Annotated in this window: 12 protein-coding genes and 1 tRNA gene; 11 read left to right on the plus strand and 2 right to left on the minus strand. The window is 41.5% G+C overall.

What is annotated here, in order from left to right; genetic code table 11:
* Positions 1–239: 239 nt before the first annotated feature.
* Positions 240–316: transfer RNA gene (locus MKI85_RS15650), tRNA-Met, on the plus strand.
* A 119-nt stretch (positions 317–435) separates the two neighbouring features.
* On the opposite strand, the gene MKI85_RS15655 is transcribed toward MKI85_RS15650, so the two are convergent.
* Positions 436–2,061 carry an NAD+ synthase gene (locus MKI85_RS15655; protein ID WP_241628994.1) on the minus strand — a complete coding sequence of 542 codons (1,626 nt, stop codon included), beginning with the start codon at positions 2,059–2,061 and terminating at the stop codon, positions 436–438.
* Between the two features lie 239 nt (positions 2,062–2,300).
* On the opposite strand from MKI85_RS15655, the gene MKI85_RS15660 reads away from it, so the two are divergent.
* The 4 genes from MKI85_RS15660 (at position 2,301) to MKI85_RS15675 (ending at position 6,416) form a co-directional block, all read left to right on the plus strand.
* The gene (locus MKI85_RS15660; RefSeq protein WP_241628996.1) at positions 2,301–2,786 is read left to right on the plus strand and encodes a type IV secretion protein Rhs; all 486 of its coding nucleotides are present in this window, start codon (positions 2,301–2,303) and stop codon (positions 2,784–2,786) included.
* Positions 2,787–2,980: 194 nt separating this feature from the next.
* The gene (locus tag MKI85_RS15665) at positions 2,981–3,937 is read left to right on the plus strand and encodes a metal-dependent hydrolase (protein ID WP_241628998.1); all 957 of its coding nucleotides are present in this window, start codon (positions 2,981–2,983) and stop codon (positions 3,935–3,937) included.
* Positions 3,938–3,955: 18 nt separating this feature from the next.
* On the plus strand, positions 3,956–4,801 hold the full coding sequence (locus MKI85_RS15670; protein WP_241629001.1) for an SDR family NAD(P)-dependent oxidoreductase: 846 nt from the start codon (positions 3,956–3,958) through the stop codon (positions 4,799–4,801).
* Between the two features lie 16 nt (positions 4,802–4,817).
* Positions 4,818–6,416, plus strand: coding sequence for a flavin-containing monooxygenase (locus MKI85_RS15675; RefSeq protein WP_241629003.1), 1,599 nt, complete (start codon positions 4,818–4,820; stop codon positions 6,414–6,416).
* Positions 6,417–6,521: 105 nt separating this feature from the next.
* On the opposite strand, the gene gltA is transcribed toward MKI85_RS15675, so the two are convergent.
* A complete protein-coding gene (gene gltA / locus MKI85_RS15680) occupies positions 6,522–7,799 on the minus strand; it encodes a citrate synthase (protein WP_100240904.1) in 1,278 nt (425 codons plus the stop codon).
* 997 nt (positions 7,800–8,796) lie between these two features.
* Between gltA and sdhC the strand changes: the two genes are divergently transcribed.
* The 6 genes from sdhC to odhB all read left to right on the plus strand — a co-directional run bounded on the left by sdhC (position 8,797) and on the right by odhB (position 16,996).
* Positions 8,797–9,195, plus strand: coding sequence for a succinate dehydrogenase, cytochrome b556 subunit (gene sdhC, locus MKI85_RS15685; protein ID WP_142769276.1), 399 nt, complete (start codon positions 8,797–8,799; stop codon positions 9,193–9,195).
* Positions 9,195–9,560 (plus strand): succinate dehydrogenase, hydrophobic membrane anchor protein, encoded by a 366-nt coding sequence (gene sdhD, locus MKI85_RS15690; protein WP_241629005.1) that lies wholly within the window; start codon positions 9,195–9,197, stop codon positions 9,558–9,560. The genes sdhC and sdhD overlap by 1 nt, the downstream gene beginning before the upstream one ends.
* 12 nt (positions 9,561–9,572) lie before the next feature.
* The gene (sdhA, locus tag MKI85_RS15695; RefSeq protein ID WP_241629008.1) at positions 9,573–11,471 is read left to right on the plus strand and encodes a succinate dehydrogenase flavoprotein subunit; all 1,899 of its coding nucleotides are present in this window, start codon (positions 9,573–9,575) and stop codon (positions 11,469–11,471) included.
* Positions 11,472–11,485: 14 nt separating this feature from the next.
* Positions 11,486–12,196 carry a succinate dehydrogenase iron-sulfur subunit gene (locus tag MKI85_RS15700; RefSeq protein WP_241629011.1) on the plus strand — a complete coding sequence of 237 codons (711 nt, stop codon included), beginning with the start codon at positions 11,486–11,488 and terminating at the stop codon, positions 12,194–12,196.
* A 745-nt stretch (positions 12,197–12,941) separates the two neighbouring features.
* Positions 12,942–15,782: a 2-oxoglutarate dehydrogenase E1 component gene (locus MKI85_RS15705; protein ID WP_241629054.1), complete on the plus strand. Its 2,841-nt coding sequence runs from the start codon at positions 12,942–12,944 to the stop codon at positions 15,780–15,782.
* Positions 15,782–16,996, plus strand: coding sequence for a 2-oxoglutarate dehydrogenase complex dihydrolipoyllysine-residue succinyltransferase (odhB, locus tag MKI85_RS15710; RefSeq protein WP_241629014.1), 1,215 nt, complete (start codon positions 15,782–15,784; stop codon positions 16,994–16,996). Before MKI85_RS15705 ends, odhB begins: the two co-directional genes overlap by 1 nt.
* The last annotated feature ends 59 nt before the right edge of the window (positions 16,997–17,055 follow it).

The following is a 17,055-nucleotide window of genomic DNA, read 5'->3' on the forward strand; positions in this document are numbered from 1 at the left end:
CAAGGCTGGACTCACGAGCTGGCATGCACTTAGTGCTGTTAAGAGTGTAGTAATAAGCAAGTATTTGATCTGCTTAAGGATAGTTTCCTTTATATATTTAGCTATTGTGCCCGATGTTTTTTTACTAAATATGTATTAATTTTAAACATTTAATTATCAGTTGTTTAAATGCTGATCATTGGGATAGGGTAGGGCTTGACGGGTGTTTAATATGTATAGATAATGCCTCCACAGTTTACGGCTATGTAGCTCAGTTGGTTAGAGCACCGCACTCATAATGCGGGGGTCACAAGTTCAAGTCTCGTCATAGCCACCATTTTAAAAGACCAAGCTCTCAGCTTGGTCTCTTTTTTTGTGCCTGAAAAATATACTCTACAAGATGACTCATAAAAAAAGCCCAAATAGATGTTTGGGCTTTTATGTTCTTATCAGCGCTTAAACGCCAGCTTTCCAACCATTAATGATTGGATAACGACGTTCACGGCTAAAGGCGCGTGAGCTGATACGTGGACCAATCGCACCTTGGCGGCGCTTATACTCATTGAAGTCCACCAAACGAATGACTTTCTTCACTACTTCAGCATCAAAGCCTTTGGCAATAATGTCATCTTGGCTCATATCTTCTTCGATATAGGCGTAAAGGATTGCATCCAGTACATCATAGTGTGGTAAAGAGTCTTGATCCGTTTGGTCAGGGCGTAATTCAGCTGATGGTGGGCGAGTTATCACACGCTCTGGAATCACAGGCGTTTCGGAAATACTGTTACGGTATTTTGCCAATTCAAACACGATGGTCTTGTACACATCTTTAAGTACAGCAAAGCCACCGACCATATCGCCGTAAAGGGTGCAATAACCGACTGAAAGTTCAGATTTGTTACCTGTCGATAGTACAAGGTTACCGAATTTATTTGATAAGCCCATTAACAGCGTGCCACGTGCACGTGCTTGTAGGTTTTCTTCGGTAGCATCTGCAGGAGCATTGCCAAAGAAAGGATACAACGTTTGCATGAAGCTGTTTACAATCGGATTAATTTCCGCAATACCAAAGGTAATGCCCATGGTCTTGGCTTGTGCTGCTGCATCTTCTACACTGATTTGAGAGGTATAGGTATACGGCATCATTACTGCTTGTACCTTATCAGCACCAATCGCATCTGCTGCAATTGCAAGGGTTAGAGCAGAGTCGATACCACCAGATAGACCTAAAATCACACCAGGGAAACCTGAGCGTTGTACGTAGTCACGGGTTGCCATCACCAAAGCTTGATAGATTTCAGCCATGGTATCCAGTGCTGGGCTGCTTTCCGCAATTTGGTAGCTTTGCTGTTCAACAATATAGTCTGAATAGAACAATGCTTCTTTAAAGCTTGGTGCTTGCAATGCAACAGCACCATCTTTGTTAATCACAAAACTGGTGCCATCAAAAATCAAATCGTCCTGACCACCAACTTGGTTGGTATAGACCAAATGAATATTTAACTGTTTAGCCAGTTCTTGCATGGTGTTGATGCGGTGCTGCGGCTTACCGACTTCATAAGGAGAAGCATTCAATACCAGCACAGTTTCAACATTTAATTGTGCCAGTTGCTGAACGGTATTTAGTGACCAGATATCTTCACAAATCAGTAAGCCGAACTTATGACCAAGGTACTCAAATACCAAGTGTTGATGACCTTCGTTAAAATAACGTTTTTCATCAAACACGCCATAGTTTGGCAAGTTTTGTTTGTTGTAGATGCCTAAAATCTTACCGTCTTTCATGACGGCAGCAGAGTTATAACGCTGACCATCTTCAGTTTGATTAACAAAACCAAACACCATTACGATGTCTTTGACTTGGCTGAGCTGTTCAAAAGCTTGTTGTGTACGTTTAGATAAGCTCGGGCGTAACAGTAAGTCTTCTGCTGGGTAACCAATAATTGATAATTCAGGGAAGATGATTAAATCTGATTTTTGCTTTTTGGCTTCATTTGCCAATTGTTGCATTTTTTCAGCATTTGCTTCGATATTGCCAATGTGCGGAGAGAATTGTGCTAGGGCAATTTTAAAACTTTTCATTCCAACTTAATCCTAAAGCTATAGGGATGTGTACACAGACAACTGAGTTTTTTATCATTATCGGTTCAGTACTGTGTAATCAACGACAAAATAACGAATAAATAATTTGCGTTGATACTATATACGAATTGCGACAAATGTAGTGTATAAATCCAAAAAAAATTCTTATTTGCATTTAGCAATCTGATTCATAATTGTGTATTCATTTTTATTGATATTTCACTGAAAAGGTTAAAGATATGGCGTACTACTTTTCAAGGCTGATCAAGAGCATCAAGCGCTTTGGGATAATAGCGCAGCGTCCTTTGACTGATGGTGAAAAAATCTTGGTGCGCAGTATTTTTGCAGACACGATTCAGCTTGATCAGGTGCAGATTGTTGCGCATAAAGCCATACTGAAAAATTATGCCATGAGTCCGAATGGACACATCTATTTTCATCAGCAGAATTATTGTCAGGACTTCTCAAAATGCTCACTTGGTTTGCAATCCTGGTTTATGCATGAAATGACCCATGTCTGGCAATATCAACAGGGCATAGCAGTGGTCCGTAAGGCATTGTTTGATCGTCGTTATGCGTATGTTTTAGTAAAGGGCAAATTATTTTTACATTACGGAATCGAACAACAGGCGCAAATGGTACAGGACTATTTTATGAAAAAAGCGCAGGGGCAAGACTGCGATGCTTATGAGAAATGTATTCCATTCTTGGCACCTAAAGCGTGATTTTGTCCTGTGTAGATAATTCAGTAAGGAAACTGTCGGACAAACATCGGGAAAGGCAGAAATTGCAAACCAAATGACTCGAATTGCTAATGGCAACTTAAATGAGCTGCCTTAGTTTTTACTGTAAGCGTATGCAAATACCGCATACGTGCTACCACAAAGTTGCAGTTACAGTAGAAAAATAAGGAATGGTCATGCAATTCATTTCACCACTTAAAAATACATTGAGCCATGTATTTTCTGGTCCACGCTTTGATGGCTTAAAACAGTCACCCATGATACCGATTCGGCATATGCGTTTTGACTTTGAAGCTAAAACACTAGATCCCAAATTTTATTTAAATGCAGAGTTGGCAAGTGCTTATTTTGCATCACTCTCCATTTTTCTGACTTTTGGAGAGGATTTGGTGATTGATACCGCACGTTATCACCGTGAATTGATCCAAGATCCCTTGCTCAAGCAGCGGGTCACTGCCTTGATTGGTCAAGAAGCCATCCATTCCAAAATGCACAATGAATTGAATGATGCGCTGGTGGGTTTGGATTTTCCTGTGCAACTGTTTCGTACATGGGCAGGGTGGGCGTTTGATTATGGGTTTAACCGCTTACCGCAGCCCATGAAGCTGTCTTTAATGGCAGGCATTGAGCATTTCACTGCGGTATTGGCGGAATATATGATGAAACATGAAGACATCTTTTTCCATTCTCAGGATGAAAAGCAACGTGCCATCTGGATGTGGCACATGCTCGAAGAGTCTGAGCATAAAGATATTGCCTATGATGTATTCCAGTCACTTTCAAATAATTATGCATTACGAATTGCAGGCTTTTTTCCAGCACTGATCACGATTTTGGTGCTGATCTCATTCGCCTCATTACTGGTGCCATTTTATCGATGCCCCCAAAATCTAATTCGCTTTAGTTATTGGAAGGAAATGCCGTATAGCATCGCGCTGATTTTTGGACTGAAAGATGGTGTTTATGGCAGCACCATGCGACATATTTTTGATTATTTACGTCCGAACTTTCATCCTAACGATCATGATACTTCAGAATATTTAAGCTATTACAAAGAAAAATTATTAGATCCTAAAAATGGCATTTTGACGCCTTACTTCACAAGGGAATTTATCCCTAGTTTACGCTCTTAAGCCAGAGGAGCATTCAAAATGACAATATGGAAAAAAAGAACGAAGCCAAGTCAGCAAGCATATGCAGTTGTGACGGGGGCAGGAAGTGGAATTGGACGAAGTTTTGCACTCGAACTTGCTCGTCGGGGCGGCACAGTGGTTTGTGCTGATATAAATTACTGTGCCGCCGAGAAAACGGTAGCACTGATTCAAACCCAATATCAGACCACTGCTTTTGCAGTGCAATGTGATGTGGGGTGCGCAGAGCATGTCCAATCCTTGGCGGAGCAAGCTGAACAACTAATGGGGCATCCCACAACGCTGCTGATTAACAATGCAGGTGTAGGTTTGGGCGGAAAATTTGACGAGCTGAGTCTGGACGATTGGCAGTGGTGTATGCAAGTCAATTTATGGGGAGTTATTCATGGTTGTCATTATTTTGTGCCTAAATTTAAGCAACAGGGTTTTGGTGCCATTATTAATGTGGCATCGGCTGCGGGGTTTACCGCTGCTCCAGAAATGACAGCCTATAACGTCACCAAGTCAAGTGTGCTGTCACTGTCAGAAACACTTTCTGCAGAACTCCGCAATGCAAGTATCCGTATAAATGTGCTTTGTCCCACATTGGTGCCGACCAATATTATGAAAAATGGTCGCTTACCTCTGCATTATTCAGGTTTGGCAGATCATTTGTTGATGAACCACGCCTTTATCAACAGTGATCAAGTGGCGATGCAAACGTTGGATCGGTTGGATGCGAATAAGTTGTATACCATTCCTCAGCCAGACGCCAAATTGTTTTGGTGGATGAAGCGTGCTGCACCGAATTTGTATATCAAGTTGCTTGGAATGGGGTATCCGTTCTTTCAAAAATATGTGAAATAACAATAAGAGATAAAACATGACTGAGAATACATTTCAGGACAATTCTGATACAGAACTAGAACCTATATTAGAACGTAGTGCAGAGAATCTTGGTACGGATATACATGAATCGACATTCAATCAAAAGAAATCCAAGCCACGAATCAAAGCCAAACAATTAAATGCCACGCATGTATATGATTGTATTGTGATTGGTGCGGGAATTTCTGGTATTGCTGCTGCCTATAAAATGATACAAGCGGATTATCATGACTTTGTTGTACTGGAAAAAGCAGATCGAGTTGGGGGAACGTGGCGCGACAACACCTATCCAGGCTGTGGCTGCGATGTTCCTTCAGCGCTGTATTCATTTTCTTTTGCCCCTAGTCATCAATGGAGCCATCTCTTTGCTAAGCAAGCAGAGATTCTGAGGTATCTAGAACAAGTCACCCATCAATTTAAACTAATCGACAAGATTAAATTCAAGCATGAGCTTTTATCTGCCAAATGGGATGAATCACAGCAGCAATGGAACTTGGAGACAACAAACGGGATATTTCAGGCCAAAACGGTCATTTTCTCTACAGGTCCAATCACTGAACCAGCCGTACCTAAAATCAAAGGAGTGGATACGTTTAGCGGAGAAATATTTCATTCTGCACGCTGGAATCATGACGTGGATTTAACTGGAAAGCAGATTGCGGTGATTGGTACAGGTGCATCCGCAATTCAGTTTATTCCGCAGATTCAACCACAGGCGAAAAAACTAATCGTATTTCAACGCACCGCGCCGTGGGTGTTGCCGAAAGCTGATCTCAGCTTAAATGAAACTGCTAAAGGGATGATAGAAAAATACCCCGTAATTCAGCAATTATGGCGTGGCAGTGTGGCGAAAATTCTGAATGGCATCAACTTTGGGTTGCGGCATCCGCAGCTGCTTGAACCAATCAATATACTGAGTAAGCAGCTGTTAAAGCTGCAAATTCAAGATTCTACATTACGCAAACATGTCACGCCAAATTTTTCCATTGGGTGTAAACGGCTGTTATTTGCCAACAATTACTATCCTGCACTTCAGCAAGACAATGTACAGCTTGTACCACAGGGTTTGGTTGACATTCAGGGAAATCAGGTGATTGCCGCCAATGGTAATCGACATGAGGTCGATGTGATTATTTGGGGTACTGGCTTTGAAGTGTCACATCCACCAATTGGTCAACGAGTTTACGATGCGCAAGGGCGACTTTTGGCTGAGCGATGGAAGGAGAGTTCTCCAGAAGCCTTTTTGGGAGCAAGTTTGGAGCAGGTACCGAATGCCTTTTTGGTGCTAGGTCCCAATATTTTGGTCTATGATTCCTTTATCGGGATTGCAGAAGCTCAGTTGGATTACATTATCAGTGGTCTGTTACAGATGAAAAATCGGCAGATTAAGCGTATGGAAATCAAGCCTGAGGTGCTTCGTCAGCATAATCATGCCGTGCAAAAACATTTACAGACTACAGTATTTAATCGGGGCGGTTGTAAGTCGTACTATTTAGACCAAAATGGACGAAATTTCGCTGCGTGGCCATGGTCGCTTAAGCAATTGAAGCAAAAACTGCAAAAGTTAGATTTAGAACATTATCATGTAAGTTAAGGCTTAAGCCTGATTAAATCCAGTAAGTTCTGATCAATTATAATTTTCTTAAGGTATAAAAAAACCACCCAAAGGGTGGTTTTTTTAATCATCAATTCTTGCGAATTAACGACCTTGGATGTCACGTTGAACTTCACCAGTGTAAAGCTGACGTGGACGACCAATTTTGTAAGGTCCGCTGTGCATTTCTAACCAGTGGCTGATCCAACCAACAGTACGTGCAAGTGCGAAGATTACAGTAAACATTTCTGTTGGGATACCAATCGCTTTAAGAATGATACCTGAGTAGAAGTCTACGTTCGGGTAAAGGTTACGCTTGATGAAGTATTCATCAGATAACGCGATACGCTCAAGTTCCATAGCAAGTTCAAGCTGTGGATCGTTAATGCCAAGCGCACCAAGAACTTCGTCGCAAGTCTCTTTCATGACTTTAGCGCGCGGGTCAAAGTTCTTATAAACGCGGTGACCGAAGCCCATTAACTTAACTTCTTTGGTCTTCACTTTTTCCATGAAGCCAGCAACGTTTTCTACAGTGCCGATTTCATCAAGCATCTTAAGAACAGCTTCGTTCGCACCACCGTGAGCAGGACCCCAAAGTGCAGAGATACCAGCAGCGATACATGCATACGGGTTAGCACCAGTAGAACCAGCTAAACGTACAGTAGACGTAGACGCATTTTGTTCGTGGTCAGCATGAAGCGTGAAGATACGGTCCATTGCTTTCGCGAGAATTGGGTTTACTTTGTAATCACGGTCTGCTGGAGTAGCAAACATCATATGCAAGAAGTTTTCTGCATAGTTCAAATCATTACGTGGGTAAACAAATGGTTGACCTACAGTGTACTTGTAGCTCCAAGCTGCAAGAGTAGGTACTTTCGCGATTAAGCGAATCGCAGTGATTTCACGGTGGTTAACATCTTCAATGTCTAAACCATTGTGATAGAACGCAGAAAGCGCACCCACTACACCAACCATGATCGCCATAGGGTGAGCGTCACGACGGAAACCATTGAAGAAACGGCTTACTTGGTCGTGAACCATCGTGTGGTTACGTACTTTAGCGTCAAATTCAACTTTTTGCTCAGCAGTAGGAAGCTCGCCATTTAATAATAGGTAGCAAGTTTCTAAGTAGTCTGCTTTAGTTGCAAGTTGGTCAATTGGGTAACCACGGTGTAAAAGTACACCTTTGTTACCATCAATGAAGGTAATTTTTGATTCGCAAGCTGCTGTAGCCATAAAACCAGGATCAAAAGTAAAGTGACCTGCGGCCAACACATCCTTAACGTCGATTACATCTGGGCCCAATGTGCCGCTGTAAATTGGTAATTCAATTTCTTTGCCATCAAGCTGTAATACGGCTTTTTTGCCAGTTGCTTCAGACATTCAATAGATCTCCTGTCCTGGTGAATGTTTAATCTGACTCGTAGTACTAATCTTTTAATGCGCGAATCAGACGGATCAAAAATTTGCTAATAAGATTAGAGAGTACTGGATTTTTGTCAATTATACTTATGGATAAAAAACTGACGTCCACACAGAGGCTTAGTCAAATCATTCCTTAGAGATATGAGTAAAATCACAGCACCGACGCGCTATGATATGTCAAAATATTCTTGAGGTGCAGAAAAAAAATAGGGTCTTAGCTGAATTGTAAAAATTTATAAAAATTATGGGTATGGGTTTTTTGAACAAATGGTGTGAGTATTTTCTCCCGAAATTTATCTAATTTTCATAACTTACATATTTTTTTGTTCAAATTTTATTTCATTTGATTGAGAAAATTTGCATTTCATTCTAAGACCAAAGATGTGTTTGATTGATCAAAAAATGACTAATTAAATTTGAGAATCAGAACAAAAAATAGACTTTAAACGTCATTTTTTGCAATTTTTGTGTGATTTAAACCCATAAATTTTATAAGTGATGTGTATTTAATTGTGCCTAAGTCATTATTTAATCTGGTTATATCTGAAAAAAATCGCTCTAAATAAATAGTGAACATTTTGATAGGAAATGCAAGTCTTCCTATATAGAGGAAAGGATTATCAAATAGAGCGAATATTCTAAATATCTTTAGTCTAAACATGAGTGGCGTCATAGGGGGGATCTTTAGCTCTAAAACAAGTGGATAAGTCATATAAACCAATGGCATAGCATTGAATTTCAGCTAAATTATTGGTTTATATAGAATGTTTGGTGTTGTGAATGATTCTTATTTAAGTGTTTTTTGTTAAAAAACCAGCCTTTGATTGTTTGTATTTTGACTTCTTGCGTTTTATAATTCGGTGTCGTTTTAAGTTTAGGCATTTGCTTGCCTGACAATGCCAGCTTTCCTTCGAATTAATTCCAACAAACTCCGGATGGAGTTTTTACTTACAGGATGCCCGCTGTGAAAAGCAACAGACCTGTCAATTTGTCCATGGGTCAAGTTTTAGAAGTAAACTTAAAATCCCCTGTGGCTATTGCATCAATTTTACACCGTCTATCTGGTGTCATCGTATTTTTACTCGTACCGGTACTTTTATGGATTTTAGACAAATCATTGTCTTCTCCTGAAGGTTTTGCGCAAGTGCAAGCTATTTTCAATAGCTTCATTGTGCGATTTGTCGTATGGGTATTTGTAGCCGGCTTAATTTTCCACTTTATTGCGGGTGTTAAGCATTTACTTGCGGATCTTGGCGTTGCTGAAGAACTGCAAAGTGGACGTGTCGCAGCTACTATTTCATTGATCTTGTCTGCAATCGGTATCATTGCGGCATTTGTATGGATTGTTATCTAATGAAAAGTGCTACTGGTTTAACGGGTTCAGGTTCTCGTGATTGGTTTATCCAACGCGTAAGTGCTGTCGTATTAGCAGTTTACACTGTTGTTGTTTTAGGTTGGATCCTATGCAATGGCGGTTTCGGCTACGAACAGTGGTACGGCTTTATGATGACAGCTCCAATGAAGATCTTATCTTTATTAGCAGTCTTATCTCTTGTTGCACATGCATGGATTGGTATGTGGCAAGTATTCACAGATTATGTGACTACTCGTCAAATGGGTCCTTCAGCTTCAGGTTTACGCCTTGTACTGACTTCAGCAGTAATTATTGCTGTATTTGCATATGCGATCTGGGCAATCCAGATTTTTTGGGCGAATTGATAGGAATAGATCATGGGCGCTATAACCCCTAAAGAAGATTACACAAATATTCCACACGAAACTTTCGATGCTGTCATCGTGGGTGGTGGTGGTTCAGGTATGCGCGCGTCTTACCAACTTGCTCAAGCTGGTTTAAAAGTTGCGGTTCTGACTAAAGTATTCCCAACGCGTTCACACACAGTGGCTGCACAGGGCGGTATTGGTGCATCTCTTGGTAACATGCAAGAGGATAACTGGCACTACCACTTCTACGACACTGTTAAAGGTTCTGACTGGTTAGGTGACCAAGACGCGATCGAATTTATGACGCGTGAAGCACCACAAGTAGTTTATGAACTTGAACACTTGGGTATGCCATTTGACCGTAACGCAGATGGTACTATTTACCAACGTCCATTTGGTGGTCACTCTGCAAACTACGGTGAAAAAGCAGTTCCACGTGCTTGTGCTGCTGCTGACCGTACAGGTCATGCGCTTCTTCACACGCTTTATCAAAGCAACGTGAAAATGGGCACTCAATTCTTTGTTGAATGGATTGCACTTGACTTAATCCGTAACGAAGCGGGTGATGTCCTTGGTGTTACTGCATACGACCAAGAAACAGGTAAAATTGCGGTATTCCAAGCGAAAGCAACATTGTTCGCTACAGGTGGTGCGGGTCGTGTTTACCGTGCTTCTACTAACGCTTATATCAACACTGGTGACGGTCTTGGTATGGCGGCTCGTGCTGGTATTCCATTGCAAGATATGGAATTCTGGCAATTCCACCCTACAGGTGTTGCGGGCGCAGGCGTATTGTTGACAGAAGGTTGTCGTGGTGAAGGTGCAATCCTTCGTAACGATGCTGGTGAGCCGTTCATGGAGCGCTATGCACCGACTTTGAAAGACTTGGCACCACGTGACTTCGTATCACGCTCTATGGACCAAGAAATTAAAGAAGGTCGTGGTTGTGGTCCTAAGAAAGACTATATCTTGCTTGATATGACGCACTTGGGTGCTGAAACGATCATGAAGCGTCTTCCATCTGTATTTGAGATTGGTAAGAAATTCGCGAACGTTGACATCACTAAAGAGCCAATTCCTGTAGTACCAACAATCCATTACCAAATGGGTGGTATTCCTACGAATATCCATGGTCAAGTTGTTGTGCCTGAAAGTGTTGAAACTTCACCGCTTGAAGCGAACTACAACAAAGAGACTGATGTTTATTCTACCAATGCGGGTGAGCGTAACTTCACTAAGCCGGTAAAAGGTTTCTATGCAATTGGTGAGTGTTCTTGCGTATCTGTACATGGTGCAAACCGTTTAGGTACAAACTCATTGCTTGACTTGGTTGTATTTGGTAAAGCGGCTGGTGAACATATCATTGACTACGTGACTAAACATCACGGTGATGAATACCAACCACTTCCTACAACTGTACTTGAGCAAACTGTTGCGCGTATCCGTAAATTGGATGACTCGACTACAGGTGAAAATGCACAAGAAGTTGCTGATGCAATTCGTGACATCGTACAAGACCATGCTGGTGTATTCCGTACTCAAGCATTGCTTGACAAAGGTGTGAAAGAAATTCTTGATATTGAATCACGCGTTCGTAACATTCATTTGAAAGACAAATCTAAAGTATTCAACACTGCACGTATTGAAGCTTTAGAAGTTGAAAACTTGTATGAAGTGGCTAAAGCGACCTTAATTTCTGCTGCTGCGCGTAAAGAGTGCCGTGGTGCACATACGGTTGTAGATTTTGAAGAATCTCCAGATCATCCAGAATACCCATATGGTCGTCGTGATGATGAGTGGATGAAGCACACATTGTGGTTCTCTGCGGACAATCGTCTTGAGTACAAGCCAGTGCGTTACAAGCCGCTATCTGTAGCTGCTATTCCGCCTAAACCACGTACATTCTAATTAGGAGAAGTAAGATGAGTAGAGGTACTCGTACATTTAATATCTACCGCTACGATCCTGATAAGGATGCAGCACCGTACATGCAGACTTTTAAGCTTGAATTGACTGATAAGCACCGTATGTTGCTTGACGCGCTTCTTGCATTGAAAGTACAAGATGAAACTTTAACGTTCCGTCGTTCATGCCGTGAAGGTATTTGTGGTTCAGATGGTGTAAACATTAATGGTAAAAATGGTTTAGCGTGTCTTTGGAACCTAAACGATTTGCCAGATGTGATCACTGTTCGTCCGCTTCCTGGTCTTCCTGTTGTGAAAGACTTGGTTGTAGATATGAACCAGTTCTACGATCAGTACAACAAAATTCACCCATTCTTGATTAACAATCAACCTGCACCACCAAAAGAGCGTTTACAGTCTCCAGAAGAGCGTGAACACTTGGATGGTCTGTATGAATGTATTTTGTGTGCATGCTGTTCAACTTCATGCCCATCATTCTGGTGGAACCCAGACAAATTCTTGGGTCCATCTGCATTGTTAAACGCGTATCGTTTCATTATCGATTCACGTGATACAGCGACTCAAGATCGTTTGGCTCGTCTTGACGACCCATTCTCATTGTTCCGTTGTAAAGGGATCATGAACTGTGTATCTGTTTGTCCTAAGGGCTTAAACCCGACAAAAGCAATTGGTCACATCCGTAATATGCTTTTAGATATGGCTGGCTAATTGCTACATATTTAAGGGTTATAAAAAGCACACTTTAGGGTGTGCTTTTTTATTGCTGTTATTATTTGGGGGTAAACTTTGTATTTGCTGTTGATTGATGAAAGGCTAGGCGAAATTTGTGCAATTCATGTAAAAAGGAGCGGATTATTTGTGTTGTAAGTGCGCTAGTCACGTAGAATAAATGCTATTATTTAACGTTAGAAAAGGGCAGTTTGTAAGAAGATGCTCTTTTTTGCTATTTGTAAAACTGGAATTGGACTTTGGTCTAAATTAGATGTTTTTTAACGATGAAGCACCATAGTTTACATCATGAAATTCAATGTGTATTTCGCTGATTTATGAATGGTATGTGTCAAAAAAATCAATTGATCTAATGGGATCATGTTACGATTTGATACATCGTTATATTGAAAAAATGATGGTTATTTTATACACATTTTTTCATAAAAATTGAGAGCTTAATAGCTTGAAAGTGGTTTTAGAAAAGCTAAATCGAGAATTTATTTTTTCTAAAACGATTTTGCAAAAAATTGCTCGGTTTCGGTCGAGTATTTATGGATGAGTGATGATGCCATTGAGGGTGTTGTTGTTCATTTTACACATCAGGTTCATCCTAATGTGGTGATAACGCCCTGAGGCTAATGTCTGCTGGGGACTAATGTCATGTTACCAATTTGACATTATCAATCATGGGGTTGCTTAAAAGGCACCTGAAATATTTTTGCAATAGGAAATGGGTCCACAAATGCAAGAAGTTGCTGACGCTCTGCGTCTTGACACTGAACTTTCCGCTGATAGTGCAGCGTATATTGAAGAACTTTATGAGCAGTATTTGACGTCACCTGAATCAGTTGGAGCTGATTGGCGCACTTACTTCGATAAATTCCCGAAAGGTGATCAACCACACAGTAATGTACGTGAGCAATTCCTCTTATTAGGTCGCAATTCAAGTCGTGTTCAGGCCGTGGTTCAAAGCACAGTAAGTACTGAACATGAGCGTCGTCAAATTGGCGTATTACAACTTATTGCAGCGTACCGTAACCGTGGTCACCAGAAAGCGAAGCTTGATCCTTTAGGTTTGGCAAAACGTGAAATCGTTCCAGATCTTGATTTAGCTGCGCATGGCTTGACCCAATCAGATTTAGATACTGTATTTAATACAGGTAATTTGCTTATCGGTAAAGATGAAGCAACCTTAGGTGAAATGGTTCAAGCCATGGAAGCAACATATTGTGCTTCTATTGGTGCAGAATACATGCATATTGTTGACACCAAAGAAAAACGTTGGATTCAACAACGCCTTGAAGGGGCACGTGGTCAATTTAATTTCACTGTAGAGCAGAAGAAACACGTATTAGAGCGTTTGACTGCAGCAGAAGGTCTAGAAAAATTCCTTGGTAATAAATACGTCGGTGCAAAACGCTTCGGTGTTGAAGGTGGTGAATCTTTCATTCCAATGGTTGATGCTTTGATTCAACGTGCAGGTTCTGTAGGTTGTAAAGAAGTTGTCATTGGTATGCCACACCGTGGTCGTTTAAACCTTTTGGTTAACATCATGGGTAAAAACCCAGCAGAACTATTTGGTGAGTTTGAAGGTAAGAGCTTACATAAAAAAGGTTCTGGTGACGTTAAATACCACCAAGGTTTCTCTTCAAATGTAATGACTCCAGGTGGTGAAGTTCACTTGGCATTGGCATTTAACCCATCGCACTTAGAAATCGTTGGACCTGTAGTAGAAGGTTCTGTACGTGCACGTCAAGTGCGTCGTAAAGACATTGGCGGTGATGATGTATTACCCGTAATTGTTCATGGTGATGCTGCATTTTCAGGTCAAGGTGTAAACCAAGAAACCTTCCAAATGTCGCAAACACGTGGTTATACAGTAGGTGGTACGGTTCACATTGTTGTAAACAACCAAGTTGGTTTTACAACGTCTGACCCTCGTGATGCACGTTCTACAGAATACTGTACAGACATCGCGAAAATGATCCAAGCACCGATTTTCCATGTGAACGGTGATGATCCTGAATCAGTATTGTTTGTTGCTCAATTGGCGCATGACTTCCGTCATACGTTCCGTAAAGACGTTGTAATTGACATGTTCTGTTACCGTCGTCGTGGTCATAACGAAGCGGACGAGCCAGCTGCAACACAGCCGATGATGTATCAAGTCATCAATAAGAAAACGACTACACGTGCGTTATACGCAGACCAATTGGTTCAAGAAAACGTGTTGGATCGTGCTAAAGCGGATCAAATGGTCGAAGACTACCGTGCTGATTTAGAAGCAGGTAAACACGTTGCAAATGCATTAATCCTTGAGCCAAATACAAAAATGTTTGTGGATTGGACTCCATACTTGGGTCATGAATACACAGATATTTGGGATACTACGTTCTCTGAAGATCGCTTAAAAGAACTTGGTCACACCATGCGTCAGTTGCCTGAAGGCTTCGTGATGCAGCGTCAAGTCGCAAAAGTGATTGATGATCGCTTGAAAATGCAAACTGGTGAAATGCCATTGAACTGGGGCGCAGCTGAAACTTTAGCTTATGCGACTTTGTTGGATGAAGGCTATTTAGTTCGTTTAACCGGTGAAGACGTTGGTCGTGGTACATTCTCGCATCGTCATGCGAAATTACATAACCAAGTTGATGGTTCAACTTATATTCCACTTTGCCACATCAAAGAAAACCAACCGCGCGTTGCGGTTTATGATTCTTTATTGTCAGAAATGGCAGTATTGGCATTTGAATATGGTTATGCAACGACTTTGCCAAAGAGCTTGGTTATTTGGGAAGCTCAATTCGGTGACTTCGCAAACTGCGCACAGGTTGTAATTGACCAGTTCATCGCTTCAGGTGAGACCAAGTGGGAACGTGTTTGTGGTTTAACTATGTTGCTACCACACGGTTTTGAAGGTCAAGGTCCAGAGCATTCATCTGCACGTTTAGAACGTTTCTTACAGCTATGTGCTGAAGACAACATGCAAGTAATGACTCCAACTACACCTGCTCAGATTTTCCATGCTTTACGTCGTCAGGCAGTTCGCCCAATCCGTAAGCCAATGATCATCATGTCACCGAAGTCTTTACTTCGTCACAAACTTGCAACTTCAACTTTAAATGAACTTGCAACTGGCACATTCCAGACTGTGATTGATGAAGTTGATCAAATCAACAAAGCTGACGTAACGCGTCTTGTTCTTTGTGGTGGTAAAGTTTATTACGACCTATTAGAAAAACGTCGTGAGCAAGGTTTAAACAACGTTGCAATCGTTCGTATTGAACAATTGTATCCGTACCCAGAACAACGTATTGCTGAAGTATTGGCTTCTTATCCAAACCTTAAAGATGTAGTTTGGACTCAAGAAGAGCCTAAGAACCAAGGCGCTTGGTTATTCATTGCTCCTCGTTTATATGACGATGTAATGAAATCAGGTAAACAAGTACGTATCAGTTATGCAGGTCGTGAAGCTTCTGCTGCACCGGCTTGTGGTTCACCATATTTGCATGCAAAACAACAAGCTCAGCTGGTTAATGACGCTTTAGCGATCGTAGCTGAACAATCAGGAGATTCTAAATAATGGCAACCGAAATTAAAGCACCGGTATTCCCAGAGTCAGTTGCAGACGGTACGATTGCAACTTGGCACAAACAACCAGGTGAAGCAGTATCACGTGATGAAGTGATCTGTGACATTGAAACAGATAAAGTTGTTTTAGAAGTAGTTGCTCCTGCTGACGGTACAATCGTTGCAATCATTAAAAATGAAGGTGACACAGTTCTTTCTGCTGAAGTAATTGCTCAGTTTGAAGAAGGTGCGGTTTCTGGTGCTGCTGCAACTGAAGCGGTTCAAGGTGAAGCAAAAGTTGAACAAGCTGCTGCAAACACTCAAGCGGGTGCTGCACCAGTTGTAGAGCGTGCTCAACAAGTTCAGGACCAAGCTCCTGCAGTTCGTAAAGCATTAACTGAAACTGGTATTGCTGCTGCTGATGTTGCGGGTACTGGTCGCGGTGGTCGCATCACGAAAGAAGATGTTGCAAACCATCAAACTAAACCAGCTGCTGCAGCTGCGCCATTAAGCGTTGCAGTCGGTGAGCGTATTGAGAAACGTGTTCCAATGACACGTCTTCGTAAGCGCGTTGCTGAACGTTTACTTGCCGCGACTCAAGAAACTGCAATGTTGACGACGTTCAACGAAGTGAACATGAAGCCAATCATGGAAATGCGTGCGCAATATAAAGACGCATTCGAGAAGCGTCACGGTGCGCGTCTTGGCTTTATGTCTTTCTTTGTTAAAGCAGCAACTGAAGCACTTAAACGCTACCCAGCGGTTAACGCATCAATTGATGGCGACGACATCGTTTATCATGGTTACTATGACATCGGTGTAGCAGTATCTTCTGACCGCGGTCTAGTGGTTCCTGTATTACGTGATACTGACCGTATGAACTACGCTGAAGTTGAAAACGGTATCCGTGACTATGCCTACAAAGCTCGTGATGGCAAATTAGGTATCGAAGACATGACTGGTGGTACGTTCACCATTACTAACGGTGGTACTTTCGGTTCATTGCTTTCTACGCCAATTTTGAACACACCACAAACTGCAATTTTAGGCATGCACAAAATCCAAGAGCGTCCTATGGCAGTGAATGGTCAAGTAGAAATCTTGCCAATGATGTATTTAGCGCTTTCTTATGACCACCGTTTAATCGATGGTAAAGAAGCTGTAGGTTTCTTAGTAACAATCAAAGAATTGTTAGAAGAACCAGCTAAATTGATCCTTGACCTTTAATCGATAGAATAAAAAAAACAGGCTTAGAGCGATCCTCTAAGCCTGTATTTGGAGATAAA

It is taken from the genome of Acinetobacter zhairuonensis, assembly GCF_022601715.1.
Classification (GTDB): Bacteria; Pseudomonadota; Gammaproteobacteria; order Pseudomonadales; family Moraxellaceae; genus Acinetobacter.